Annotated in this window: 26 protein-coding genes; 20 read left to right on the top strand and 6 right to left on the bottom strand. The window is 61.1% G+C overall.

Annotated elements, in window-relative coordinates; translation table 11 throughout:
• The first annotated feature begins 2 nt into the window (after positions 1-2).
• From nuoE to J1G33_RS17980, 12 genes are all read left to right on the top strand, one after another.
• Positions 3-500, top strand: coding sequence for an NADH-quinone oxidoreductase subunit NuoE (nuoE, locus tag J1G33_RS18035; RefSeq protein WP_003232080.1), 498 nt, complete (start codon positions 3-5; stop codon positions 498-500).
• Positions 497-1,852, top strand: a complete 1,356-nt coding sequence (gene nuoF / locus J1G33_RS18030; RefSeq protein WP_005789119.1) for an NADH-quinone oxidoreductase subunit NuoF — start codon at positions 497-499, stop codon at positions 1,850-1,852. Before nuoE ends, nuoF begins: the two co-directional genes overlap by 4 nt.
• A gap of 135 nt (positions 1,853-1,987) precedes the next feature.
• A complete protein-coding gene (nuoG, locus tag J1G33_RS18025) occupies positions 1,988-4,702 on the top strand; it encodes an NADH-quinone oxidoreductase subunit NuoG (protein WP_223018497.1) in 2,715 nt (904 codons plus the stop codon).
• On the top strand, positions 4,699-5,706 hold the full coding sequence (gene nuoH / locus J1G33_RS18020; protein ID WP_003192116.1) for an NADH-quinone oxidoreductase subunit NuoH: 1,008 nt from the start codon (positions 4,699-4,701) through the stop codon (positions 5,704-5,706). The genes nuoG and nuoH overlap by 4 nt, the downstream gene beginning before the upstream one ends.
• Before the next feature lie 11 nt (positions 5,707-5,717).
• Positions 5,718-6,266 carry an NADH-quinone oxidoreductase subunit NuoI gene (gene nuoI / locus J1G33_RS18015; protein ID WP_003174725.1) on the top strand — a complete coding sequence of 183 codons (549 nt, stop codon included), beginning with the start codon at positions 5,718-5,720 and terminating at the stop codon, positions 6,264-6,266.
• A gap of 9 nt (positions 6,267-6,275) precedes the next feature.
• Entirely contained in the window at positions 6,276-6,779 is a 504-nt protein-coding gene (nuoJ, locus tag J1G33_RS18010; RefSeq protein ID WP_003174726.1) for an NADH-quinone oxidoreductase subunit J, read from the top strand.
• Between the two features lie 2 nt (positions 6,780-6,781).
• Positions 6,782-7,090 carry an NADH-quinone oxidoreductase subunit NuoK gene (gene nuoK, locus J1G33_RS18005; RefSeq protein ID WP_003174727.1) on the top strand — a complete coding sequence of 103 codons (309 nt, stop codon included), beginning with the start codon at positions 6,782-6,784 and terminating at the stop codon, positions 7,088-7,090.
• The gene (nuoL, locus tag J1G33_RS18000) at positions 7,087-8,940 is read left to right on the top strand and encodes an NADH-quinone oxidoreductase subunit L (RefSeq protein ID WP_046068643.1); all 1,854 of its coding nucleotides are present in this window, start codon (positions 7,087-7,089) and stop codon (positions 8,938-8,940) included. Before nuoK ends, nuoL begins: the two co-directional genes overlap by 4 nt.
• Positions 8,941-8,995: 55 nt before the next feature.
• Positions 8,996-10,528: an NADH-quinone oxidoreductase subunit M gene (gene nuoM / locus J1G33_RS17995; protein WP_103734497.1), complete on the top strand. Its 1,533-nt coding sequence runs from the start codon at positions 8,996-8,998 to the stop codon at positions 10,526-10,528.
• A 7-nt stretch (positions 10,529-10,535) separates the two neighbouring features.
• Positions 10,536-11,999, top strand: coding sequence for an NADH-quinone oxidoreductase subunit NuoN (gene nuoN / locus J1G33_RS17990; RefSeq protein WP_003192122.1), 1,464 nt, complete (start codon positions 10,536-10,538; stop codon positions 11,997-11,999).
• A gap of 237 nt (positions 12,000-12,236) precedes the next feature.
• Entirely contained in the window at positions 12,237-12,587 is a 351-nt protein-coding gene (locus J1G33_RS17985) for a type II toxin-antitoxin system RelE/ParE family toxin (protein ID WP_223018496.1), read from the top strand.
• A complete protein-coding gene (locus J1G33_RS17980; protein ID WP_014718915.1) occupies positions 12,577-12,891 on the top strand; it encodes an XRE family transcriptional regulator in 315 nt (104 codons plus the stop codon). Before J1G33_RS17985 ends, J1G33_RS17980 begins: the two co-directional genes overlap by 11 nt.
• 59 nt (positions 12,892-12,950) lie before the next feature.
• Here the strand turns inward: J1G33_RS17980 and J1G33_RS17975 are convergent, their stop codons facing one another.
• Positions 12,951-13,703: an outer membrane beta-barrel protein gene (locus J1G33_RS17975; RefSeq protein ID WP_032880612.1), complete on the bottom strand. Its 753-nt coding sequence runs from the start codon at positions 13,701-13,703 to the stop codon at positions 12,951-12,953.
• A 125-nt stretch (positions 13,704-13,828) separates the two neighbouring features.
• Entirely contained in the window at positions 13,829-14,662 is an 834-nt protein-coding gene (locus tag J1G33_RS17970; RefSeq protein WP_223018495.1) for an arylamine N-acetyltransferase, read from the bottom strand.
• A gap of 120 nt (positions 14,663-14,782) precedes the next feature.
• Here J1G33_RS17970 and J1G33_RS17965 point away from each other — a divergent pair, with 120 nt between their 5' ends.
• On the top strand, positions 14,783-15,019 hold the full coding sequence (locus J1G33_RS17965) for a DUF6555 family protein (RefSeq protein WP_005789137.1): 237 nt from the start codon (positions 14,783-14,785) through the stop codon (positions 15,017-15,019).
• A 30-nt stretch (positions 15,020-15,049) separates the two neighbouring features.
• Here J1G33_RS17965 and J1G33_RS17960 read toward each other — a convergent pair whose 3' ends face one another.
• Both J1G33_RS17960 and J1G33_RS17955 read right to left on the bottom strand, forming a co-directional pair.
• Complete coding sequence (locus tag J1G33_RS17960) at positions 15,050-15,244, bottom strand: DUF6021 family protein (RefSeq protein WP_005789138.1); 195 nt, start codon at positions 15,242-15,244, stop codon at positions 15,050-15,052.
• Positions 15,245-15,256: 12 nt separating this feature from the next.
• Positions 15,257-15,436: a hypothetical protein gene (locus J1G33_RS17955; RefSeq protein WP_103734494.1), complete on the bottom strand. Its 180-nt coding sequence runs from the start codon at positions 15,434-15,436 to the stop codon at positions 15,257-15,259.
• A gap of 115 nt (positions 15,437-15,551) precedes the next feature.
• Between J1G33_RS17955 and J1G33_RS17950 the strand changes: the two genes are divergently transcribed.
• Positions 15,552-16,073 (top strand): DUF3087 family protein, encoded by a 522-nt coding sequence (locus J1G33_RS17950; protein WP_032880610.1) that lies wholly within the window; start codon positions 15,552-15,554, stop codon positions 16,071-16,073.
• Positions 16,074-16,102: 29 nt separating this feature from the next.
• On the opposite strand, the gene J1G33_RS17945 is transcribed toward J1G33_RS17950, so the two are convergent.
• Complete coding sequence (locus J1G33_RS17945; RefSeq protein ID WP_032880609.1) at positions 16,103-16,963, bottom strand: Dyp-type peroxidase; 861 nt, start codon at positions 16,961-16,963, stop codon at positions 16,103-16,105.
• Positions 16,964-17,101: 138 nt separating this feature from the next.
• Here J1G33_RS17945 and J1G33_RS17940 point away from each other — a divergent pair, with 138 nt between their 5' ends.
• Both J1G33_RS17940 and J1G33_RS17935 read left to right on the top strand, forming a co-directional pair.
• Positions 17,102-18,718: an NADP-dependent glyceraldehyde-3-phosphate dehydrogenase gene (locus tag J1G33_RS17940; RefSeq protein WP_103734491.1), complete on the top strand. Its 1,617-nt coding sequence runs from the start codon at positions 17,102-17,104 to the stop codon at positions 18,716-18,718.
• Between the two features lie 163 nt (positions 18,719-18,881).
• Positions 18,882-19,943: an FUSC family protein gene (locus tag J1G33_RS17935; protein WP_032880607.1), complete on the top strand. Its 1,062-nt coding sequence runs from the start codon at positions 18,882-18,884 to the stop codon at positions 19,941-19,943.
• Between the two features lie 227 nt (positions 19,944-20,170).
• On the opposite strand, the gene J1G33_RS17930 is transcribed toward J1G33_RS17935, so the two are convergent.
• Complete coding sequence (locus J1G33_RS17930; RefSeq protein ID WP_223018494.1) at positions 20,171-20,902, bottom strand: TetR/AcrR family transcriptional regulator; 732 nt, start codon at positions 20,900-20,902, stop codon at positions 20,171-20,173.
• A gap of 356 nt (positions 20,903-21,258) precedes the next feature.
• On the opposite strand from J1G33_RS17930, the gene J1G33_RS17925 reads away from it, so the two are divergent.
• Genes J1G33_RS17925 through J1G33_RS17910 form a run of 4 tightly spaced genes read left to right on the top strand, consistent with a single transcriptional unit; the run spans position 21,259 to position 25,876 of the window.
• Positions 21,259-21,966: an ABC transporter ATP-binding protein gene (locus J1G33_RS17925; protein ID WP_223018493.1), complete on the top strand. Its 708-nt coding sequence runs from the start codon at positions 21,259-21,261 to the stop codon at positions 21,964-21,966.
• Positions 21,963-23,162: an ABC transporter permease gene (locus tag J1G33_RS17920; RefSeq protein WP_032880604.1), complete on the top strand. Its 1,200-nt coding sequence runs from the start codon at positions 21,963-21,965 to the stop codon at positions 23,160-23,162. Before J1G33_RS17925 ends, J1G33_RS17920 begins: the two co-directional genes overlap by 4 nt.
• On the top strand, positions 23,155-24,633 hold the full coding sequence (locus J1G33_RS17915) for a TolC family protein (RefSeq protein WP_223018492.1): 1,479 nt from the start codon (positions 23,155-23,157) through the stop codon (positions 24,631-24,633). The genes J1G33_RS17920 and J1G33_RS17915 overlap by 8 nt, the downstream gene beginning before the upstream one ends.
• Entirely contained in the window at positions 24,623-25,876 is a 1,254-nt protein-coding gene (locus J1G33_RS17910; RefSeq protein WP_148853517.1) for an HlyD family efflux transporter periplasmic adaptor subunit, read from the top strand. Before J1G33_RS17915 ends, J1G33_RS17910 begins: the two co-directional genes overlap by 11 nt.
• Positions 25,877-26,015: the final 139 nt, after the last annotated feature.

The raw sequence follows: 26,015 nt of genomic DNA, 5'->3' as shown, positions 1-26,015 counted from the left end.
GCATGAACAGCACGCTTATCCAGACAGACCGTTTCACCTTGAGTGAAACCGAGCGCTCGGCCATCGAGCACGAGCTGCATCACTACGAAGATCCGCGCGCGGCGTCGATCGAAGCCCTGAAGATCGTTCAGAAGGAACGTGGCTGGGTGCCCGACGGCGCCCTCTACGCCATCGGCGAGATCCTCGGCATCCCTGCCAGCGACGTTGAAGGGGTGGCCACGTTCTACAGCCAGATCTTCCGTCAGCCAGTCGGCCGTCACATCATTCGCGTGTGCGACAGCATGGTCTGCTACATCGGCGGCCATGAGTCCGTGGTCAGCGAAATCCAGGCCAAGCTCGGCATCGGCCTCGGCCAGACCACCGCCGACGGCCGCTTCACGCTGCTGCCGGTGTGCTGCCTGGGCAACTGCGACAAGGCGCCGGCGTTGATGATCGACGACGACACATTCGGTGACGTACAGCCTGCTGGCGTGACCCAATTGCTCGAGGGCTACCCATGACCCTGACTTCCTTCGGCCCGGCCAACCTGATCAAGCGTTCGGCCGAGACCCACCCGCTGACCTGGCGCCTGCGTGACGACGGCGAGCCGGTATGGCTTGACGAATACCAGGCCAAGAACGGTTACGCCGCAGCGCGCAAAGCCTTCGCCGATATGGCCCAGGACGATATCGTCCAGACCGTGAAGGACGCCGGCCTCAAGGGCCGCGGCGGCGCAGGCTTCCCCACGGGTGTGAAGTGGGGCCTGATGCCCAAAGACGAATCCATCAACATCCGCTACCTGCTGTGCAACGCGGATGAGATGGAGCCCAACACCTGGAAAGACCGCATGTTGATGGAGCAACTGCCCCATCTGCTGATCGAAGGCATGTTGATCAGCGCCCGTGCGCTCAAGACCTACCGTGGCTACATCTTCCTGCGTGGCGAGTACACCACCGCCGCCAAGCACCTCAACCGTGCAGTGGCAGAAGCCAAGGCCGCGGGCCTGCTGGGCAAGAACATCCTCGGTTCCGGCTTCGATTTCGAACTGTTCGTGCACACCGGCGCCGGGCGTTATATCTGCGGTGAAGAAACCGCACTGATCAACTCCCTCGAAGGTCGCCGCGCCAACCCGCGCTCCAAGCCGCCCTTCCCCGCCGCCGTAGGCGTGTGGGGCAAGCCGACCTGCGTGAACAACGTCGAGACCCTGTGCAACGTGCCGGCGATCATCGCCGACGGCGTGGACTGGTACAAATCGTTGGCTCGCGAGGGCAGCGAAGACATGGGCACCAAGCTCATGGGCTTCTCCGGCAAGGTCAAGAACCCGGGTCTGTGGGAGCTGCCGTTCGGCGTGACCGCACGCGAGCTGTTCGAGGACTACGCCGGCGGTATGCGCGACGGCTACACCTTGAAAGCCTGGCAGCCAGGCGGCGCCGGCACCGGTTTCCTGCTTCCTGAGCACCTGGACGCACAAATGTATGCCGGCGGCATCGGCAAGGTGGGCACCCGGATGGGTACCGGCCTGGCAATGGCGGTCGACAACACCGTGAACATGGTCTCGCTGCTGCGCAACATGGAGCAGTTCTTTGCCCGTGAATCCTGCGGATTCTGCACCCCATGCCGCGACGGCCTGCCGTGGAGCGTCAAGCTGCTGATGGCCCTGGAAAACGGCGAAGGCCGCGAGGGTGATATCGAAACCCTGCTGGGCCTGGTCGGCTTCCTCGGCCCAGGCAAGACCTTCTGTGCTCACGCACCGGGCGCCGTAGAGCCATTGGGCAGCGCAATCAAATACTTCCGCTCGGAGTTCGAAGCCGGCATCGCGCCCACCAGCGCCGCCGTCCCGCCTCTGGCGAAGCCGATCGTAGTCGGCGCGTAACGCTTAAACAGGCGAAGGGTCCGTGCCCTTCGCCTGCTCATGTGCTGACGCCGTAAAGGCTGTGTAGATGCACATGAATAACAAGATTCCATTAGCCACGCCCGCTGACAACGGGCCAACGAAGAACTTTGAACCATGGCCACTATCCACGTAGACGGCAAAGCGCTCGAAGTCGATGGGGCGGACAACCTGTTACAGGCGTGTCTGTCACTCGGCCTCGATATTCCGTATTTCTGCTGGCACCCCGCGCTCGGTAGCGTCGGTGCCTGTCGCCAGTGTGCGGTCAAGCAATACACCGACGAGAACGACACCCGTGGTCGTATCGTCATGTCCTGCATGACCCCAGCCACCGACAACACCTGGATCTCCATCGACGATGAAGAGTCCAAGGCGTTCCGCGCCAGCGTTGTCGAATGGCTGATGACCAACCACCCCCACGACTGCCCGGTCTGTGAGGAAGGCGGTCACTGCCACCTGCAAGACATGACGGTGATGACCGGCCACAACGAGCGCCGTTATCGCTTCACCAAGCGTACCCACCAGAACCAGGACCTCGGCCCGTTCATTTCCCACGAAATGAACCGCTGCATCGCCTGCTACCGCTGCGTGCGCTTCTATAAAGACTACGCCGGCGGCACCGACCTGGGCGTCTTCGGCGCCCACGACAACGTGTACTTCGGTCGCGTTGAAGACGGCGTGCTTGAGAGCGAGTTTTCCGGCAACCTCACCGAGGTCTGCCCGACCGGTGTGTTTACCGACAAGACTCACTCCGAGCGCTACAACCGTAAGTGGGACATGCAATTTGCGCCGAGCATCTGCCATGGCTGCTCCAGCGGTTGCAACATCTCCCCGGGCGAGCGCTACGGCGAACTGCGTCGCATCGAAAACCGCTTCAACGGTTCGGTCAACCAGTACTTCCTGTGCGACCGTGGCCGTTTCGGCTATGGCTACGTCAACCGCGAAGACCGCCCACGCCAGCCGCTGCTGGCCGATGGCGCCAAGCTGAGCCTGGACGCCGCGCTGGATAAAGCCGCCGACCTGCTGCGCGGGCGCAATATCGTCGGTATCGGTTCGCCGCGTGCCAGCCTCGAAAGCAACTTCGCGTTGCGCGAGCTGGTCGGTGCCGAGCACTTCTACTGCGGTATCGAAGCCGGCGAGCTGGAGCGCATCCGCCTGGTCCTGCAAGTGCTGAATGACAGCCCGCTGCCAGTACCGAACATGCGCGACATCGAAGACCACGATGCGATCTTCGTGCTCGGTGAAGACCTGACCCAGACCGCTGCGCGCATTGCCCTGTCGCTGCGCCAGTCGGTCAAAGGCAAGGCCGAAGAAATGGCCGACGCCATGCGCGTACAGCCGTGGCTCGACGCCGCGGTGAAAAACATCGGTCAGCACGCGCTGAACCCGCTGTTTATCGCCTCGCTGGCTGAAACCAAGCTCGACGACATCGCCGAAGAATGCGTGCACGCCGCACCGGACGACCTGGCCCGCCTCGGTTTCGCCGTGGCCCACGCCCTCGACGCCAGCGCGCCTGCCGTCGATGGTCTGGACACCGAAGCCGTCGAACTGGCCCAGCGCATTGCCGACGCACTGCTGGCGGCCAAGCGCCCATTGATCATCGCCGGCACCTCCCTGGGTTCCAAGGCGCTGATCGAAGCCGCTGCCAACATCGCCAAAGCCCTGAAGCTGCGCGACAAGAACGGCTCCATCAGCCTGGTGGTGCCGGAAGCCAACAGCCTGGGCCTGGCCATGCTCGGTGGCGAGTCCCTGGACGCCGCCCTGCAAGCAGTGACCGACGGCAACGCCGACGCCATTGTGGTATTGGAAAACGACCTGTACACCCGCACCGCTGCCGCTAAGGTTGACGCTGCGCTGGACGCTGCCAAAGTCCTGATCGTGGCCGACCACCAGAAGACCGCCACCAGCGAGCGTGCCGACCTGGTGCTGCCAGCCGCCACCTTCGCCGAAGGCGACGGTACCCTGGTCAGCCAGGAAGGCCGCGCCCAGCGCTTCTTCCAGGTGTTCGATCCGAAGTACATGGACGCCAGCATCCTGGTGCACGAAGGCTGGCGCTGGCTGCATGCCCTGCGTGCCACCCTGCTGAACCAGCCGATAGACTGGACCCAGCTCGACCACGTGACCGCTGGCACCGCCGCCAGCGCGCCGCAGCTGGCTCGTATTGTCGATGCCGCGCCGTCTGCCGCGTTCCGTATCAAGGGCCTGAAACTGGCCCGTGAACCGCTGCGCTACTCCGGTCGTACCGCCATGCGCGCCGACATCAGCGTGCACGAACCGCGTACCCCGCAAGACATCGACACTGCGTTCGCCTTCTCCATGGAAGGTTACTCGGGCTCGGCCGAGCCGCGTCAGCAGGTGCCGTTTGCCTGGTCGCCGGGCTGGAACTCGCCGCAGGCCTGGAACAAGTTCCAGGATGAAGTCGGTGGTCACATCCGTGCTGGCGACCCGGGCACCCGCCTGATCGAAAGCACCGGTGACGCGCTGAACTGGTTCACTGCGGTACCGCGTCCGTTCAACCCGGCTCCGGGTACCTGGCAGGTCGTGCCGTTCTTCCACCTGTTCGGCAGCGAAGAAACCTCTTCCAAGGCCGCGCCGGTTCAAGAGCGCATTCCTGCCGCTTACGTGTCCGTGGCCAAGTCCGAAGCCGACCGCCTGGGCGTCAACGACGGCGCGCTGCTCAGCCTCAACGTCGCCGGCCAGACCTTGCGTCTGCCGCTGCGTATCAATGACGAGCTGGGTGCCGGCCTGGTTGCACTGCCTAAAGGCATCGCCGGTATTCCGCCTGCCATTTTCGGCAAAACCGTTGACGGTCTGCAGGAGGCAGCGCAATGACTTGGTTCACGCCGGAAGTAATTGACGTGATCATCTCGGTGGTCAAGGCCATCGTGATCCTGTTGGCCGTGGTCGTCGCGGGCGCGCTGCTCAGCTTCGTCGAACGTCGCCTGCTGGGCTGGTGGCAGGACCGTTACGGTCCGAACCGCGTTGGCCCATTCGGCATGTTCCAGATCGCGGCCGACATGCTGAAAATGTTCTTCAAGGAAGACTGGACCCCGCCGTTCGCCGACAAGGTGATCTTCACCCTGGCACCGGTGGTAGCCATGAGCGCCTTGCTGATCGCCTTCGCGATCATCCCGATCACCCCGACCTGGGGCGTGGCGGACCTGAACATCGGCTTGCTGTTCTTCTTCGCCATGGCCGGTCTGTCGGTGTATGCGGTGCTGTTCGCCGGTTGGGCCAGTAACAACAAGTTCGCCCTGCTGGGCAGCTTGCGGGCCTCGGCCCAGACCGTGTCCTACGAAGTGTTCATGGGCCTGGCCCTGATGGGCATCGTGGTGCAGGTCGGCTCGTTCAACATGCGCGATATCGTCGAGTACCAGGCACAGAACCTGTGGTTCATCATTCCGCAGTTCTTTGGCTTCTGCACCTTCTTCATCGCTGGCGTGGCCGTGACTCACCGTCACCCGTTCGACCAGCCGGAAGCGGAGCAGGAACTGGCCGACGGTTACCACATTGAATATGCCGGCATGAAGTGGGGCATGTTCTTCGTCGGTGAGTACATCGGCATCATCTTGATCTCGGCCCTGCTGGTCACGCTGTTCTTCGGCGGCTGGCACGGTCCGTTCGGCATCCTGCCGCAGTTGGCCTTCTTCTGGTTCTTCTTGAAGACCGCGTTCTTCATCATGCTGTTCATCCTGCTGCGCGCCTCGATTCCGCGCCCACGCTATGACCAGGTGATGGATTTCAGCTGGAGATTCTGCCTGCCGCTGACCCTGATCAATTTGCTGGTGACGGCTGCCGTCGTGTTGTTGAACACGCCAGCTGCCGCGGTTCAGTGAGGATTTGACCCATGTTCAAATATATTGGCGACATCGTTAAGGGTACCGGTACCCAGTTGCGAAGCCTGGTGATGGTGTTCGGTCACGGCTTTCGCAAACGCGACACCCTGCAATACCCCGAAGAAGCGGTGTACCTGCCGCCGCGCTATCGCGGCCGCATCGTACTGACCCGCGACCCCGATGGCGAAGAGCGTTGCGTAGCCTGCAACCTGTGCGCCGTGGCGTGCCCGGTGGGTTGCATCTCCCTGCAGAAAGCTGAAACCGAAGACGGTCGCTGGTACCCGGACTTCTTCCGTATCAACTTCTCGCGCTGCATTTTCTGCGGCCTCTGCGAGGAAGCTTGCCCGACCACCGCGATCCAGCTCACACCGGATTTCGAGATGGCCGAGTTCAAACGTCAGGACCTGGTGTACGAGAAAGAAGATCTTTTGATCTCTGGTCCCGGTAAAAACCCTGATTACAACTTCTATCGTGTTGCAGGTATGGCCGTTGCCGGTAAGCCGAAGGGCGCCGCACAAAACGAAGCCGAGCCGATCAACGTGAAGAGCTTGCTGCCTTAAGGAAGAAAGATGGAATTCGCTTTCTATTTCGCATCGGGTATTGCAGTGGTGTCCACGCTTCGCGTGATCACCAACACCAACCCCGTGCACGCCCTGCTCTACCTGATCATTTCGTTGATCGCCGTGGCCATGACCTTTTTCAGCCTCGGCGCACCGTTCGCCGGTGTACTGGAAGTGATCGCCTACGCCGGCGCCATCATGGTGCTGTTCGTGTTTGTGGTGATGATGCTCAACCTGGGGCCGGCTTCGGTCGCCCAGGAGCGCGTCTGGCTCAAGCCCGGCATCTGGCTCGGCCCGGTTGTCCTCGCAGCATTGCTGCTGGGTGAACTGCTGTATGTACTATTCGCTCACCAGAGCGGCCAGGCCATCGGCCACACCACCGTAGACGCCAAAGCCGTGGGCATCAGCCTGTTCGGCCCGTACCTGCTGGTGGTCGAACTGGCTTCGATGCTGCTGCTCGCCGCAGCCATCACCGCCTTCCACTTGGGCCGCAACGAAGCCAAGGAGCAATGACGATGCCTGCTATCCCTTTGGAGCATGGTCTGGCGGTCGCCGGCATCCTGTTCTGCCTTGGCCTGGTCGGCCTGATGGTGCGCCGTAACATTCTGTTCGTGTTGATGAGCCTGGAAATCATGATGAACGCCGCGGCACTGGCGTTCATCGTGGCGGGCGCACGTTGGGGCCAGCCGGATGGACAAGTCATGTTCATCCTGGTGATCAGCCTTGCAGCCGCCGAAGCCAGTATTGGCCTGGCGATCCTGCTGCAGCTGTATCGTCGCTTCCACACGCTTGATATCGACGCTGCCAGTGAGATGCGCGGATGAACATGATCTTTCTGACTTTCGTATTCCCCCTGATCGGTTTCCTGCTGCTGTCGTTCTCTCGCGGGCGCTGGTCGGAAAACCTCTCGGCCTTGATCGGCGTGGGTTCCATCGGCCTGTCGGCCATCGTGGCCGCCTACGTCATCTGGCAATTCAACGTGGCGCCGCCAGAAGGCGGTCACTACACCCTGGTGCTGTGGCAGTGGATGTCGGTGGAAGGCTTCAAGCCCAACTTCGCCCTCTACGTCGACGGCCTGTCGATCACCATGCTCGGCGTGGTGGTCGGTGTAGGCTTTTTGATCCACCTGTTCGCGTCCTGGTACATGCGCGGTGAAGCGGGCTACTCGCGCTTCTTCTCGTACACCAACCTGTTTATCGCCAGCATGTTGTTCCTGGTGCTCGGCGATAACCTGTTGTTCCTGTACTTCGGCTGGGAAGGCGTGGGCCTGTGCTCGTACCTGTTGATCGGTTTCTACTACAGCAACCGCAACAACGGCAATGCGGCACTCAAGGCATTTATCGTCACCCGTATCGGCGACGTGTTCATGGCCATTGGCTTGTTCATCCTGTTCCAACAGGTGGGCACGCTGAACATCCAGGAACTGCTGGTGCTGGCACCGCAGAAATTCCAGGTCGGCGACTTCTGGATCACCTTGGCGACCCTGATGCTGCTGGGCGGCGCCGTGGGTAAATCCGCGCAACTGCCGCTGCAAACCTGGCTGGCGGATGCGATGGCTGGCCCTACACCGGTTTCGGCACTGATCCACGCCGCAACCATGGTGACCGCCGGTGTCTACCTGATCGCCCGTACCCACGGCCTGTTCACCCTGGCACCGGACATCCTGCACCTGGTAGGCATCGTCGGTGGCGTGACCCTGGTACTGGCCGGCTTCGCCGCGCTGGTGCAAACCGACATCAAGCGTATCCTCGCCTACTCGACCATGAGCCAGATCGGCTACATGTTCCTGGCCCTGGGCGTTGGCGCCTGGGACGCGGCGATCTTCCACCTGATGACCCACGCGTTCTTCAAGGCGTTGCTGTTCCTCGCCTCCGGTGCGGTGATCGTCGCCTGCCACCACGAGCAGAACATCTTCAAGATGGGCGGCCTGTGGAAGAAACTGCCACTGGCCTACGCCAGCTTCATCGTCGGTGGTGCCGCACTCGCAGCCCTGCCGTTGGTGACCGCCGGTTTCTACTCCAAGGACGAAATCCTCTGGGAAGCGTTTGCCAGCGGTAACCAGAACCTGCTCTACGCAGGCCTGGTGGGTGCGTTCATGACCTCGCTGTACACCTTCCGCCTGATCTTCATCACCTTCCACGGTGAAGCCAAGACCGAAGCACACGCAGGCCATGGCATCTCCCACTGGCTGCCACTGTCGGTGCTGATCATCCTGTCGACCTTCATCGGCGCCATGATCACTCCACCACTGGCCGGCGTATTGCCAGAAAGCGTCGGCCATGCCGGCGGCGCAGACAAGCACAGCCTGGAAATCGCCTCGGGCGCCATTGCCATCGCCGGTATCCTGCTGGCCGCCCTGCTGTTCCTCGGCAAGCGTCGCTTCGTGACCGCCGTGGCCAACAGTGGCATCGGGCGCTTCCTGTCGGCCTGGTGGTTCGCTGCCTGGGGCTTCGATTGGCTCTACGACAAACTGTTCGTCAAGCCATACCTCGCCATCAGCCATGTACTGCGCAAAGACCCACTCGACCAGACCATCGGTTTGATCCCGCGCGCCGCCAAGGCCGGTCACACCGCCCTGAGCCGCAGCGAGACTGGCCAACTGCGTTGGTATGCAGCGTCCATGGCGGCCGGTGCCGTGCTGGTGATCGGCGCCATCGTCGTGGTAGCGGTCTGACTATGTTTAAGTGCACTGCGTACTTTGCAAACTTGCGAAAGGAAACGAGCCCGTCATGATTCTGCCCTGGCTAATCCTGATCCCCTTTATCGGCGGCCTGCTCTGCTGGATGGGTGAACGCTTCGGCGCCACCCTCCCCCGCTGGATTGCGTTGCTGACCATGTCCCTGGAACTCGCACTCGGCCTCTGGCTGTGGGCCCATGGTGACTATTCATTCGCTCCGGCACCGGGTGTCGATCCGACCTTCGCGCTTGAATTCAAGCACGTGTGGATCCAGCGCTTCGGCATCAATGTGCACCTGGCCCTCGACGGCCTGTCGCTGTTGATGATCCTGCTGACCGGCCTGCTGGGTATCCTCTCGGTACTCTGCTCCTGGAAAGAGATCCAGCGTCACGTGGGCTTCTTCCACCTGAACCTGATGTGGATCCTGGGCGGCGTGGTCGGCGTGTTCCTGGCGCTGGACCTGTTCATGTTCTTCTTCTTCTGGGAAATGATGCTGGTGCCGATGTACTTCCTCATCGCGCTCTGGGGTCACAGTTCTTCGGACGGCAAGAAAACCCGGATCTACGCGGCGACCAAGTTCTTCATCTTCACCCAGGCTTCCGGCCTGATCATGTTGGTGGCGATCCTGGGCCTGGTCCTGGTCAACTTCAACAGCACCGGCGTGATTACGTTCAACTACGCCGACCTGTTGAAAACCAAGATGTCGCTGACCACCGAGTACATCCTGATGCTCGGCTTCTTCATCGCCTTCGCGGTGAAGCTGCCAGTGGTGCCGTTTCACTCCTGGTTGCCTGACGCTCACGCCCAGGCGCCGACTGCCGGTTCCGTGGACCTGGCCGGTATCCTGTTGAAGACGGCGGCCTACGGCCTGCTGCGTTTCGCCCTGCCGCTGTTCCCGAATGCCTCGGCCGAGTTCGCGCCGATCGCCATGACCCTGGGTCTGATCGGGATCTTCTACGGTGCGTTCCTGGCCTTCGCGCAAACCGACATCAAGCGCCTGATTGCCTTCTCGTCCGTTTCCCACATGGGTTTCGTACTGATCGGCATCTACTCCGGCAGCCAACTGGCGCTGCAAGGCGCAGTGATCCAGATGTTGGCCCACGGTGTTTCGGCCGCTGCCCTGTTTATCCTCAGTGGTCAGTTGTACGAGCGCCTGCACACCCGTGACATGCGTGAAATGGGTGGCGTGTGGTCGCGCATTGCTTATCTGCCGGCGATCAGCCTGTTCTTCGCCGCTGCATCCCTGGGCTTGCCGGGGACCGGTAACTTCATCGGCGAATTCCTGATCCTGATGGGTGCCTTTGTACAGACGCCGTGGATCAGCGCCATTGCTACCTCCGGCCTGGTGTTCGGTTCGGTGTACTCGCTGATCATGATCCACCGCGCCTACTTCGGCCCGGCCAAGTCCGACACCGTCCTGCAAGGGATGGATGCGCGCGAACTGATCATGGTGCTCGGCCTTGCGGTGTTGCTGATCTTCATCGGCGTGTACCCGCAACCGTTCCTGGACACTTCTGCCGCAACGATGCATGGCGTGCAGCAGTGGTTCGGCACCGCCTTCTCTCAACTCGCTTCGGCCCGGTAAGAGCGCTATGGAATTCACGATCCAACACTTTATCGCGCTTGCGCCGCTGCTGATTACCAGCCTCACCATCGTGGTGGTGATGCTGGCAATCGCCTGGCGCCGCAATCACTCGCAAACGTTCCTGCTGTCCTGCGCCGGGTTGAACCTGGCCCTGCTGTCGATCATCCCGGCCCTCAAGGTCGCGCCACTGGCGGTCACGCCATTGATGATGGTCGATGACTTCGCGTTGCTGTACATCGCCCTGATCCTGGTGGCGACCCTGGCCTGCGTCACCCTCGCCCACGCCTACCTCGGCGAAGGCGGCACCGGCTACCCGGGTAACAAGGAAGAGCTGTACCTGCTGATCCTGCTGGCTGCGGCCGGCGGTATCGTGCTGGTCAGCGCGCAGCACCTGGCCGGCTTGTTCATCGGCCTGGAACTGCTGTCGATCCCGACCTACGGCCTGGTGGCCTACGCCTTCTTCAACAAGCGCTCCCTGGAAGCCGGTATCAAGTACATGGTGCTGTCGGCCGCCGGTTCCGCGTTCCTGTTGTTCGGTATGGCCCTGCTCTACGCCGAAGCCGGCAGCCTGAGCTTCACCGGTATCGGCCACGCCCTGGCCGCCACCAACAGCCCGGCGCCAATCGCCCAGCTTGGCCTGGCGATGATGCTGATCGGCCTGGCGTTCAAGCTGTCGCTGGTACCCTTCCACCTGTGGACCCCGGACGTGTACGAAGGCGCCCCGGCGCCGGTGGCCGCGTTCCTGGCGACTGCGTCGAAGGTAGCGGTATTTGCGGTAATGGTGCGTCTGTTCCAGATCTCCCCTGCCGCCAACACCGGCGTGCTGAGCAACGTGCTGACCGTAATCGCCATTGCGTCGATCCTGTTCGGTAACCTGCTGGCGCTGACCCAGAACAACCTCAAGCGCCTGCTGGGTTACTCGTCCATCGCCCACTTCGGCTACCTGCTGATCGCCCTGGTGGCGAGCAAAGGCCTGGCCGTGGAAGCCATTGGCGTGTACTTGGTCACTTACGTGATCACCAGCCTCGGCGCATTCGGCGTGATCACGCTGATGTCCTCGCCTTACAAAGGCCGTGACGCCGATGCCCTGTACGAATACCGCGGCCTGTTCTGGCGCCGTCCGTACCTGACCGCCGTACTCACCGTAATGATGCTGTCGCTGGCCGGCATTCCGCTGACCGCGGGCTTTATCGGCAAGTTCTACATTGTCGCAACCGGTGTTGAAGCCCACGAGTGGTGGTTGGTAGCGTCCCTGGTACTGGGCAGCGCCATCGGCGTGTTCTACTACCTGCGCGTGATGGTCACCCTGTACCTGATCGAGCCAAACCTGCGCCGTGTGGATGCCGAGCTGCATTGGGAACAGAAAGCCGGTGGCGTGATGCTGCTGGCCATCGCCCTGCTCGCGTTCTTCCTGGGCGTGTACCCGCAACCGTTGCTCACCCTGGTGCAGCATGCGGTGCTGGGCGTTTGATCGCTTAGGTTGATGCAGTCAACAGAACGGCGCCTTTGGGCGCCGTTTTGCGTTTCCCAGGATCTGCTTTTCCCCTCCCCTGCTCGCTGAATTTTCCTCCTCGATCTGCCTCTTCATCCGGCATCTACCCGATGAAGCCGGCCGTATGGTGTTTGCGTTTTAAGAAAGTTCCCACAGCGCGGTCACTTGACCTAACGCGAGTGGGCCACCAAACTCTACGCAGGCTACGTACAGAACATGGATGCTCTATTTATCGAACTGCCGGCATTCGAGCGGCATCGCAAGGACTATCTGAGTGAGGAGCTTTTCCAGGGTTTTCAACAGGAGTTAATGAAAAACCCCGAAGCAGGAGATGTGATCGAAGGAACGGGCGGGTTGAGAAAGGTTCGCTTCGTTGATGAAAGGCGAAACAAAGGCAAGCGTGGTGGCCTGCGAGTCATTTACTACTGGTGGTCAGGCGGCACGCAATTCTGGTTATTCACCTTGTACGGCAAGCACGAACAGAGCGACCTGACACCCCACCACAAGAAAGCTCTTAAACACATGCTGGACAGGGAAATCAAAGCGAGAACACATTATGAAACGTGACATCTTTTCCGAACTGGTCGAAGGCTTCGACGCCCTGGCCGATGAGCGCCAGGGTAAAATCACCCTGCGCAACCACAAGGTCCACCTTAACAAGCTGGCGCCGCTCACCGCTGATGAGGTGATCGCCGTGCGCCAGCAACTCAACCTTTCCCGGTCGGTATTCGCCATGTACCTGCGTACCAACACCCGCACCCTGGAGAACTGGGAACAAGGCCGGGCCAAGCCCAACGCCCAGGCCGTCACCCTGATCCGTCTGGTAGCGCGTTTTCCTGAAACCGTGGCGCAACTTGCCGCATTGGGCTGACCTGCGAAAGCAAAAAAAAACGCCCCGATTATCGAGGCGTTTTTTGCAGTACAACAGCGTCAGAATGCAATACCGACCTTGAAGCCGTATTCGTCACGCTTGAGCTTGGTGTTGTCGGCCACATAGGAGTCGTCGTCGAGCTTGTACTCGGTGCGGGTGTAGTACAGGCCCGCCATCACTGGCAGGTCGCCCTTCTGGTTCATCAGTAGGCTGACTTCAGCATAGGGGTTGGTGCGGTCCTTGAGGTCCACGCTGTCGCTGCCAACGCCGTCTACCTTGAGTTTGGCACGGCCATCGATGGTGTGACGGGCGCCGGCTTCAACGCGCAGCGTCATGTCATCGAACTGGTGGTTGTAGCCCAGCGCAGCCTTGGCGAACGGCGACTTGTTGGTCAGCTTCATATCGTAGCCATTGGTGTCCGGCTCATAGCGGGTCCAGGTGTAGCCACCGCCTACGATCACGTCGACGAAGTTGCGCGCATCCAGCGCGGCACGCCAGCCGAGGTCAAGGTCGGCCTGGCCTTCCTTGAGCTTGTTGTCGCTTTTTTCGCCGTACTTGGCTTCGATACCGGCCTGGTAGATGAAGCCGGACTCGGCGGTGAGCTTGTTGCCGAAGTTATAGAACAGGCCCGCTTCAGGCATGTGGTCCTTGTCGCTTTCGCTACCGCCTTCCAGCTTGAAGTCGTTGTAGCTGCCCAGGATCCCGAACGTGGAGATCGGGTCGGTGGAAGGTGCAGCGAACACCACGCCAGGCGCAGCGACCAGGGCCAGCAACGAGGTGTTCTTGAGAAATTTTCCGAATAGTTTGGACATCGTTTTACATCTCCATTTTAAGGTGGGCAAAGTATTCAGGAATCGGTTCGAACCTTGGCGTTTGCAAAAAGTTCGAACGGATTTGCACCAAAATGGAGAAAAAACGGTTCAGCGAAGGCTCTATCTCAATATTCTTCAGGATTCGTGCGGATAAGGCTTTCAACGGCTTCGCGAAGTCGAGGCTGATCCGGCAGCTGAATCCCGAACGTGTCGTGCAATAGCGCCAGCAACTCGTCGGCGCTTTGAAGCGTGCGCTTTTCAATGGGCCGATCCAGGTAATGAAGCGCATAGTGGGCGTTGGCCAAGGTATGACGTTTACCGGGGGCAAGCAGCGCAGCCTTCAACTGCCCAACGAACGGCGACCCCGGGTGCGTGGAGACGTACCAGTTGCCGATTTCGTAGTCGATATCTGCCTGCACTTGCAGATCGAACACGTACAAGCCGCGCCACTCTTCACCGACCTGGGCCCACAATGTGTAGCTGCCCTGATTGCATGTCAGGCGAAAAGGCTCATGGGCAGTGGCTTGGGGCGCTTCGTTGTCCAGTTGCAACGGGCTGCTGGGGACCATGCCACCGAAGCCGACATCGGTGATATAGCGCACGCCGTCGAGGGTCACCAGGCTCAGACGATGAGTACGGCCGGTGTGGGCGTCCGGTGGCCCGCCAATCACCACACGACCGGTAATGCCGCGAGCCTCATAGCCCAGCTCCTGCAACAAGGCCAGGAACAGCTGGTTCAACTCATAGCAATAGCCGCCGCGTCCTTGGTGCAACACCTTCTGTGTGACGCTTTTCAGGTCAATCGGCACCGGCGCGTGCATCAGGGTCGACAGGCTTTCAAAGGCAAAGGTGCAGACATGGCGCAGCTGCAAGTCCCGCAGGGTCTGCAAGGTGGGTGCCGGTGGCGAGGCATAGCCCAGGCGTTGCAGGTACAGGCGGCTATCCGTGGGTGTGAGCATGGCGCGATCCTCGGGCGCAGGGCAAGAGCGTCACTATGCCGCGCCACTGCGTACGTTGTCATTTTGAATGAACCTTTTAGAACGCTGGCCTATCCATCTATAACAAGACAGGGAGGCAACATGAGTACCGCAAAAATCTACACCATCCACTATCAGCTACACGGTAAACCCAAGTCTTTCGTGGTGCGCGCCGAGGTGATGAATAACGCCGAAGCCTGGCACTGGGCGGCCGTTGATGCCGACATTGCCCATGTCAGCCGCATCGGCCGCGTCGGTCACGAGCAAGTGAAAAAAACCACCCGGCCCTGGGCGGAAAAATACGGCATCACCGACGTCAGTTGGACCCCACCCAAATAAACAAAGCCCCGCACGACGGCGGGGCTCGATTCACTTCTTCAAGTCGCCCAACGGATCGTAGGGCGGCTTTTTCTCAGATGACTTTTTCTCATCCAGCGGCGCAATAGCCGGACCTACCGGGTCGACCTGAGGGTCGGCCACATCTGGCGAGTCCGGGTCGAAACCCAGCTCATCCTTGCCACTGGCGTGCTCGTTGGAGTGGGGACCATCGGTACGTTTGTTCATCACAGACTCCTGCTAAAGCGGGCGCGCTTTGTCGTGGAGGTTTTCCAGGTCTTGTTCGACGTGCTCGACATCGTTGTCGGGGCCACGCTCTTTGGGATCGTTGGGGCGCAAAGCATTGTTGTCGCGCTCCTCCTCACCCGGCGTGCGGTTCGGATCCGGTGTACCTGGCGGTGGCTGCTTGTGTTCAGACATGATGGCTTACCTCATGAGGGGCTTCACAGGTTTAGAGAAACCGTGCGCAGTCATCGTTCAACTTCATTGCTGCAAGCATGAGAAGATGACCGCCCTTTCTGGAGACCTGACCCGGATGTTCGAGCTCAAACCCTGCGACCCTGTCACCTACCGTCAACAGACCCGCCGCAGCACGCTGATAGTGGCCGTGCTGTTCCTGGCCCTGGCCATGCTGCTGTCGAGCCTCGCGGTGATGCTGTTCGGTGAGCCTGGGGGGGACAACTTTCGCTTCAATGTCGGCGGTGTATTTGCCGGGGTGTTGATCACCGTCGCACTGGTGCGTGGCCCGTTCTGGTCCCAGCCCTGGCTGGCGCCGGCGGTGTATGGCTGGCAACTCAAGCGCAGCCTGATGAGCGTGACCAACGTAATGCACAAGGTCACCGAGCGGGTACAAGCCAACGACCCGGCCGCCATCAAACTGTTGCGTTTCTATCACATGGGGCTGACGCAAATGCATGAGCTGGATGCCAACTCCAGCGCCCAGGCGCAACTGGTCGGCGAGATCGACGCACACAAGACCAAGATGCACGCACTGGGGATCGATACCGAACAAACCCGGCTTGACCCCGCGTGGCTGGAAACGCTCAAAAGCGCTTGAGGCGTACGTCAGGGAGCAGGCAAAGGTCGTTAAAAAACCAAACTCAGGTCCAGACGCCCTTCCCTGACCGGGGGACACCAGTAATAGCCACCAGTCAATGGCTTACTGATGCGATACAAACCATCGACAATCCCATCCTCCAACCCGCTCATACGCCGAAGCTGCGCCTCAAACGCATCGAAGGAATGGCCAAACGCGAGGAACATCAATCCTGCCTGGCCATTCTCGGCCCAAGGCATCGAGCGTCGCACCACGAAGGCTTCCGGGGTGAAGCTTTCCTGGGCTGTGCGCTTGGTGTGGGCCGATTCCGGAGCGTCGTCGAGCTCTTCGTTGTCGCCATGGCGTCGGCCGATGATGTGATCACGCTCCTGGGCAGGCAACGCGGCGAACCCGTCGAGGTCGTGCTGCCATTGCTGGATAGCGGCAAAGCTGGCACCGCTGTCGGTCAAGGCGGCCTCCACGGCGGCATCGTCGTGAGGGTTTTCGGTGCCGTCTTCGTAGTCGGTCAGGTCAAAACCGGTCTTGTAGCGGAAGCCTTCAGTCGATTGCACCAGGCGAAACGCCGGGGCCAGGGCTTTCTCGATGGCACGACTACGCAGCAGCAACTCGCCACGATCCACCCCATGCAGCCATACCCACAGCGCCTGTTGAGTCGAAGGGTTGTCAGCGCCAGGGCCGCTGACGGCGGGGAATGCACGCAGCCCTTCAATTTCGGCGCCCAGCGCCTTTACCAGCGGTTCACCGAAACCGACCACGGCCGCCGCATCCGTCAACTGCACCAGCGCGTCCAGCGCCGCGGGCACGGCTTGCAGGGAATCGAGGGCGAAAAACAGATGGCGGGCCTGCAAAGGCACCGGTGCGGCAAGAATGCCCGGCTGATACTGACTCATGTGAACTCCTTCTGAAAAGCCGCGCAGTTTACCCGGCGCGCACCGCGCTGCGAACAACAATGCGCGTAAGCCTTGCCTTAGAGCCGCTAGTTGGGTGACTCTCTAGTCATGTTTTGCAACTATTCCAGGGGTAGCGACATGACCACCAGCAACCTGCTCGCCCAGCTGTTTCCCACTTCCGTCACCCAGATTCCCGAGCAATTTCGCCTGGCGGCGCCCATTGAGCAGCGTGATTACCTGGTCGATGGCCAGCTGCGGGTGTGGAACGGCCCGCTCGCTCGCGTGCAAAGCCCGGTGCAACTGGGCGACGAACGCGTGCATATCGGCAGCACGCCATTGCTGGACGCCGACACCGCCCTCACCGCCCTGGATGCCGCCGTGCGTGCCTATGACCGCGGCCAGGGTGAGTGGCCGACAATGCGCGTTGTCGAACGTATCCAGCACGTCGAGGCATTTTTGCGGCGTATGCGCGAACAGCGCGATGCGGTGGTGAAGCTGCTGATGTGGGAAATCGGCAAGAACCTCAAGGACTCGCAGAAAGAATTCGACCGCACCTGCGACTACATCACCGACACCATCAACGCCCTCAAGGAACTCGACCGCCGCAGCAGCCGCTTCGAGCTGGAACAGGACACACTCGGGCAAATCCGCCGTGTACCGCTGGGCGTGGCGCTGTGCATGGGGCCTTACAACTACCCGTTGAACGAGACCTTCACCACGCTGATCCCGGCGTTGATCATGGGCAATACCGTGGTGTTCAAGCCGGCCAAACTTGGTGTGCTGTTGATCCGCCCCTTGCTGGAGGCGTTCCGCGACAGCTTCCCGGCCGGGGTGATCAACGTGATCTACGGCAGCGGCCGCGAAACCGTGAGCGCGCTGATGGCCAGCGGCAAGATCGATATCTTCGCGTTTATCGGCACCAACAAGGCTGCCAGCGACCTGAAAAAACTGCACCCCAAGCCACACCGCTTGCGTGCTGCGCTGGGGCTGGATGCGAAGAACCCCGGGATCGTGCTGCCCGAGGTGGATCTGGATAACGCGGTGAGTGAAGCGGTCACCGGTTCGCTGTCATTTAACGGCCAGCGTTGCACTGCATTGAAGATCCTGTTCGTGCATGAAGATGTCGTCGATAGCTTTATCGAGAAATTCAACACCAAACTCGCGACGCTCAAGCCCGGTATGCCCTGGGAAGACGGCGTGGCGCTGACGCCACTGCCGGAAGTGGGCAAGGTGGATTACCTCAACGAACTGGTGGCCGATGCCGCCCGACACGGCGCTCAGGTGGTCAATAGCGAGGGCGGCAGCAGCCGTGGTTCGTTCTTCTATCCGGCGGTGCTGTACCCGGTGAACCCGCAGATGCGCGTGTACCACGAAGAGCAATTCGGCCCGGTGGTGCCGATCGTGCCCTACCGCGACCTGGAGACCGTGATCGACTACGTGCTGGACTCGGACTTCGGCCAGCAGTTGAGCATTTTCGGTACCAACCCCGTCGAGGTCGGGCGCCTGGTAGACACCTTCGCCAACCAGGTCGGCCGTATCAATATCAACGCCCAGTGCCAGCGCGGGCCGGACACCTTTCCGTTCAACGGGCGCAAGAACTCGGCCGAAGGCACGCTGTCGGTGCATGACGCCTTGCGCGTGTTTTCGATCCGCACCCTGGTGGCGACCAAGTTCCAGGAGAGTAACAAGGCGTTGGTCAGCGATATCCTGCGCAACCGTGACTCGAGCTTCCTGACGACCGACTACATTTTCTGAAGCCAACCCCGTTCCAATGTGCAGACAGGTCAGTGTGGGAGCTGGCTTGCCTGCGATGCCGGCGCCTCGGTCTTTCAGTCAGGTCGCGGTGATGCTATCGCAGGCAAGCCAGCTCCCACATTGAGTCGAGCACATTCATACATTTGAGGCCACTTCAATACCGATGAACCTGCCCATTTTTGCCCGGCGCCTGCTGCGCCCCCTGCTCGACCCGTACCGGCGCTTTCGCCACGCCAAGCTGATCCACGCCGCGCGCGTATCCGTCGGTTTGCTGGCGACCATCCTGCTCACCAGCGGCCTGAACCTGCCCCACGGCGAATGGGCATCGGTGACCATGCTGATCGTGATCGGCGGCTTGCAGCACCATGGCAATATCGGCAAAAAAGCCGTGGAGCGCGCTTACGGCACCTTGATCGGCGCCAGCGTCGGTTTACTGCTGGTGGTGCAACAGGCTTACTTCGGCCTGCCGCTGTTGACCTATCTGTTGATGTCGGTGGTGTGCGGGTTCTTTTCCTACCATGCCATCGGTAAGGGCGGTTACATCGCGCTGCTGTCGGCGATCACGGTGTTTATCGTTGCCGGCCACGGGGACAATCCGATCTCTGATGGCTTGTGGCGCACCGTCGATATCCTGATCGGCATCGTACTGGCCCTGGCCTTCTCCTTCGCCCTGCCACTGTATGCGGTGTACTCATGGCGCTACAACCTGGCCAGTGCATTGCGTGATTGCGCGCAGATCTACAGCCGCATCATCGGTGGCCAATCGGTGACCGATGATGAACACCTCAAGTTGCTCAACCGCCTGAATGCAGCAATGTTGCAACTGCGCTCATTGATGCCATCGGTGTCCAAGGAAGTGCGGATCTCCATGACCGAACTGGACGCGATCCAGCGTCACCTGCGCATGTGCATCAGTACCCTGGAGATTCTCGGCAATACCCGGCCAGACCCGCGCGACAAGCAGGCCACGGCGCGGATGCAGGTGATGCTCAAGGCCGAGCACCGGCAGATTCGAGTGCAGTTGGTGGGAATGGCGCGGGCGTTGAAGTCGGGGGTGACGGAGCGGTTGGAGCGTAGCAGTTACGCCACAGGCAGTGAGCCTGCGCTGGATGCGCCGGTTTACAGTGCGTTGGATGGGTATCGACTATTGACCTTGCAACTGGCGGCGAACGTGGATCAGATGCGTCAACGGCTTGCCAAAGGTGCCGCACGCTGGAAGATTTAGCGACAGCTGGACGGGAGCTTTACGCACATCGACACATTCACACTTTCTCTTACATATTTTTCACGATTTGTTCACATCCCAGAACGTAGGGTAAAGCCTCATCCGTTACAAACGTTGCATATCAAGCCCGCCGCCCCAGCGGGCTTTTTTTTGCCTGGGTTTTGCCTAGGCCACCCGAGTCGGTAGGAGCGAGCTTGCTCGCTCCTGCAAGGGGTCGGGGATTGGCTTCAGCGTGTGGCCTGTTCGCGAATGGCGCGCTGAGTCTCCAGCACCTTGGCCAGCGCCGTCTCAGCCTCGGCACTCTGCTGTGGCACTCGAATCGCCGCCGACACCAAGGTAATCAACTTCGCCATCACCTCCGCATCCGTCGCCGGGCGGCCCAGGCTCATGGAGTTCATCAGCAGGCGCAGTTCGGTGCCGGCCATGACCCCGGAAATCGCCTTGAGGGCAAATTGCAGGCGTACGCCCAGCTCATTGCGCGGCAGGTCTGGCAGTGCCAGGGCGAAGGCTTCGAAGAAGCGCTGGAACACCGGCTGGTAATGCACCTTGAGGTATTCCTGGATAAACGGCGAGGTGTCGCTGTAAACCCGGCCAAGGAAGCGAATGAACGAGCGCCCTTCCCCGCTGGCCGGGTCGCTGCGTTCCAGGCCCATGGCCGGGGCGAACAGCACGCCGAGCAGCGTGTCGCAATCCAGCGGGCCTTCGGATTCGGCTTCACAGCGCGCCAGCAGTTCCAGGCGCTGCTCGTTGAGCGGCTCCAGGCGTTGCATCAGCAGGGTTTTCATCAGGGAGTCCTTGTCCCCGAAGTGGTAGTTCACCGCCGCCAGATTGACCTGGGCGCGTTCGGTTATCTGGCGTAGCAACACGGCGTCGTAGCCGTACTTGATGAAGAGGGCCTCTGTCGCATCCAGCAATCGAGTCTTGGTAACGTTTGGAGCGCTGAGTTTCTTCGCGACCATAAGGGTTCCACGGCGGAAATATTGTTTTAAAAAATAATTTGATTTTTTATACCGGGGCGGCCCGGCGAAAGCAAGTAGTGACACTCCGCCATATCACTAAAAGCCTGTATAACCGGGCTATCGAGACCGATTGAAAGCATTTCTACCGGTCCGAAACCTGCATTCGGCAGAACGTTTCAAAGGGTAAAACCGCTCTACATCCATGGCTGGCGAAGCAGATTGAACGCAGGTACTATTCAAACAATATTTTAAAAACAAGAAATAAAACCAGTCCGTGACGCGTACAGGCAGCTCCCGAACTTGTTACAAGGATTTTCCGGGGGCATGGCAGTACCGTCGTGACTGCAGGCGTAGTCATGATGACAGACACCCCCACGCAACCCGGCTTGATCTCCCTGCAAGGCATCGGCAAGCGTTATCAGCTCGCCGGGCAGGAACTGAGCATTCTCAATGACGTGTGCCTGTCCATCGCTCGCGGTGACAGCTGCGGCATCCTCGGTGCCTCCGGTTCCGGCAAGAGCACCCTGCTCAATATCCTCGGCCTGCTGGACCTGCCCAACTGCGGCCAGTACCACTTTGCCGGTCACGATATTTTCAATGCCACGCCCGACGAACTGGCCGCGACCCGCAACCAGCAGATCGGTTTTGTGTTCCAGAGCTTCAACCTGCTGCCCCGCCTGAGCGCCCTGGACAACGTCGCGCTGCCCTTAAGTTATCGCGGCGTATCGCGGCATGAATCGGTGGAACAGGCCCAGCGTATGCTCGATCAAGTCGGCCTGGCCGAGCGCGCCCACCATCGCCCGGCCGACCTCTCCGGCGGCCAGCGTCAGCGCGTCGCCATTGCCCGCGCACTGGTCGGCAAACCCTCGGTGATCCTCGCCGACGAACCCACCGGCAACCTCGACAGCACCACCGCACAGGAAATCATGGACCTGCTGCTGAGCCTCAACCGTGAGCAGCAGGTGACGCTGATCATCGTCACCCACGACGCCCACATTGCCGAGCGCCTGGAGCGCAAGATCCTGGTGCGCAACGGTGTGGTGCACGAGGCCGAGCGCCCATGAGCCTGCGGGTCGAGCAGAGCCTCAGCCAACTGCTGCATGAAGCCTTGATCAGCCTGCGCACCCTGGGCAAACGTTCGATCCTGGCGCTGCTGGGCATTGTGATCGGCAGCTCCTCGGTAGTGGCGCTGATCAATATCGGCCACAACGCGGCAGTGGATGCCGCGATGATCTTCAAGGACATGGGCACCGATACCCTCATCGCCCAGTTCCCGCCCAAGGGCAGCAGCAATGTGCCGATGCGTACCCAACTCGACCTCGACGCCGTACGCCTGGCCGTACCGGGCATTGCCCATATCGGCGCGCTCAGCCTGTTCAGCGGGCCCATCGTGTTTCATGGGCGCACCACCAATGCCAACCTGGTCGGCAGCACGCCGGGTATACAGGCCGCCATGCGCCTGGCCGTGCGCGAGGGGCGCTTCCTGTCGGCCTTCGACGCCAGCGAAACTTTCGCTGTGATTGGTGACCCACTTGCCCAGGCCCTCAGTGCGCCGGGCGACCCACTGCAACTGGGCGACCGCGTGCGCATCAACGACTACCTGTTTCTGATCGTGGGCATCCTGCACGACCAGCCCCGGGCCATGCTGATGCCAGTGCAGGCCAACGAGTCGTTGTTTATTCCGGCCGAAGGTATGCGCCGCATCTATGCCACCCCGCAGATCAGCAATGTGATCATCCGTGCGGCGCCAGGGCAGGACATGGAGCGTATCGCGAGGGACGCCACCGCTGCGCTGCAACCCCAACTCAGCGACCACGACGTCAATATCACGGTGCCCCAGCAGATGATCGACGGCATGACGCGCCAAAGTCGCACCTTCGCCTACCTGCTGTTGGCCCTTGGCGCAATTTCCCTGGTGGGCGGCGGTGTCGGGGTGATGAACGTGATGCTGATGAATGTCTCGGAGCGCCGCCGCGAGATCGGCATACGCATGGCCCTGGGCGCACGCCAGCGCGATATCCGCAACCTGTTCCTGCTCGAAGCCGTCACGCTCACCGCCGTGGGTGCGCTGTGCGGTGCGGTGCTGGGCATGACCGCCGCCTGGCTGTATGCGTGGCTGTCGGGCTGGGCATTTGCCCTGGCGGTGGCCGCCCTGCCCCTGGGGGTGGGCAGTACGTTACTGGTAGGTTTGTTCTTTGGCATCTACCCGGCGGTCTCGGCCTCGCGGTTACAGCCGGTGGAGGCCCTGCGCGATGAATAAGTGCGGGCTGCTCCTTCTGCTGATCAGCCTGCCGGGCATGACTGCCGAGATGGTTATCAACCCTTCGGCGCCCAGCAGTACCCGCAGCGGTTACGAGCGCGGCGTGTCGCTGAATGCCCAGGCCACCACCATGACCCTGGGTGACGCGGTGTACCTGGGCCTGCGCAACAACCCGGCGATACGTAGCGCCTACCTGCAACGGGTGGCGCAGAAGTTTGACCTGCGTGTCGCCGAGGACGTGTTCAACCCCAAGCTGACCCTCAACAGTAACTACCGTACCTCCCGTGGCTCCCAGGACAACGTGCGCAACGCCAATCTGGCGCCGACCAGCAGCCTGCTCGGCGAATACGGCACGCGCTTGAGCATGGCCTGGACCCAGCAGTTGAACAACGCCAACCGCGCCGGCCGTTACCGCAGCGACGGGCTCGACCTGGCGATCATCCAACCGCTGATGCGCGGCGCCGGCTGGGACGCCACCACCGCGCCGCTGCGCCTGTCGCGCCTGGCCGAGCAGGCCAACCGCCTGAACCTCAAGGCCACCGTGGCGCAAACCATCAGCCAGATCATCGCCACCTACCGCGAACTGCTGCGTGCCCAGGAACAACTGGTGATCGTGCAGGACGCGCTCAAGCGCTCCAACACCTTGCTGGACGTGAACAAGGCACTGATCAGCGCCGGGCGCATGGCCGAGTTCGAGATAGTGCAAACCGAAGCCGACATCGCCACCCAGCAGTTGGGCGTGGAAGAAGCTCGCAATCAACTGGACACCAGCCGCCTGGCCTTGCTGCGCCTGCTGGCGCTGGACCTGTCGACACCAGTGCGCGCCACCGAAGCCCTGGAGGCCAACCCCATGGAAATTGACCAACGCCAAGCCTTCAACCTGGCGCAAAACCAGCAACCGGAATACCTCGCCGCCCTGCTCGGTAGCCAACAGGCCGACCTCAACCTGGTGATCGCCAAGGACTCCGGGCGCTGGCAAGTGGACCTGGTCGCCGGCGCCAACCAGGTGCGCGCCGCCACCGACAACAACAACGGCCATGACAATAACCGTACCTGGGACAGCTACGCCGGGGTGCAGGTGCAGATCCCCATTGGCGACATCAGCACGCGCCAGGCCGAAGTACGTGCGCGAGTGAACGTCGAGGACCAGGAAATCCGCATTACCGATGCGCGCCAGGAGCTGGAGCGCAACGTCAACAACGTGGTGCGTGACCTCGGCACCCGCTGGCGCCAATATGAAATTTCCAAGCGTGCCGTGGAGTTGTCACGGCGCAAGATCGAAATCGAACGGGAAAAACTCAGTGCCGGGCGCTCCACCAACTTCCAGGTGTTGAGCTTCGAAACCGACCTGCGCAACGCCGAAAATGCCCAGCTCAACGCGCTGATCGCTTATTTGAACGCCCAGACTCAACTCGACCTGACCCTGGGCATGACGCTGGAAAGTTGGGAAATCGCCCTCAATGACTACTAATCAAAAACGCTTGCTCGCCGTTGCCCTAATCGTGTTGTTAGCCGGCGCGGCCATCGGTCTGCTCAGCCAGCGCAGCGGTGCCGAGCAGGCTGGCACCGCCGAGCAGTGGCTGGCGGTGAAGCCTGACCCGCTGGTGCACCAGATCGGCCTGGTGGGCAAGATCGAGCCCGACACTACCGTCACCCTCACGGCGCCGTTCGACGGCAACGTGTTGGCCAACCTGGTCGAACAAGGCCAGCGCGTCGAGGCCGGCCAGGTGCTGTTGCGCATGGACCCGGCGACTCTTGAAGTGCAACTGCGCGATGCCCTCTCCGCCCAGCTCAAGGCCCGGCGCACTGTGCAGGAAATGCAGGACTGGGACAGCAGCCCCGCCGTCAGCCGCGCTCGTCGTAGTTTACGCACCGCCGAAATGACCGCCGGCAATACCCAGCGCAAACTTACCGAGAGTGAAAACCTGTTCAAACGCGGCATCATTCCGCGCAACGAACTGGACGATCTCAAGCAGCAAACCCAACAGCAGCAACTCGACCTGGCAGCGGCGCGCGGCGAACTGCAACAGGCCCAGGACCAAGGCAGAGGCGAATACCGACAGATTGCCGAAATGGAGCTGACCAATGCCACGGTGAAATACGAAGCCTTGCAAAAACTCCTTGAAGGCAAGGAGGTCAAGGCACCGTTCTCCGGCATCGTAGTGCCCGCGCCCGGCAGCAGCAACAACGCCCAAGGGGGTGGCAACAACAACGCGCCGGTGCAGGCCGGCAGCAAGGTCAGCCAGGGCCAAGTGCTGTTTGGCCTGGCCAATATCGAGCGGCTGAAAATCGTCGCCAAGGTCTCCGAGCTGGACATCAACCAGTTGCACCAGGGCCAGGCGGTGGAAGTAATGGGCGATGGCTTCGACGGCGAACGGCTGACCGGCTCGGTCAGCGTGGTCAGTGGCTTGGCCATCGCCAGCGACAACCAGGGCAGCGCGCAATTTCCGGTGACCCTGTCGATCCCCAAGCTGACGCCGCAGCAGCTGCAACGGGTGCGCCTGGGTATGAGTGCGCGGCTGACCATCGTCACCTACAACAATGACCAGGCGCTCGTGATTCCCAGTCAGGCGATCCAGGCCGACATGACAGTGGAGTATCGGCCAGCGATGGATAAACCGGTCGAGCGGGTGAAAGTCACCACCGGGCAATCGACGCCCCAGGGCGTTGAGGTATTCGGACTCAAGCCAGGCTTCGTGAAAACCTCAAGATAAGCGCAGATCAACCTGTGGGAGGGGGCTTGCTCCCGATAGCGGTGCATCAGCCACAAATGTATTTACTGACACGCCCTCATCGGGAGCAAGCCCCCTCCCACATTTGATTTTCGTTGCTTTGAGCATTGACGTTCACTTC

Source organism: Pseudomonas sp. P867 (assembly GCF_019891455.1).
In the GTDB taxonomy this organism is placed as follows: domain Bacteria; phylum Pseudomonadota; class Gammaproteobacteria; order Pseudomonadales; family Pseudomonadaceae; genus Aquipseudomonas; species Aquipseudomonas synxantha_A.
Note: the sequence above shows the minus strand (reverse complement) of the source record. Positions and strands in the feature narration are given on the sequence as shown.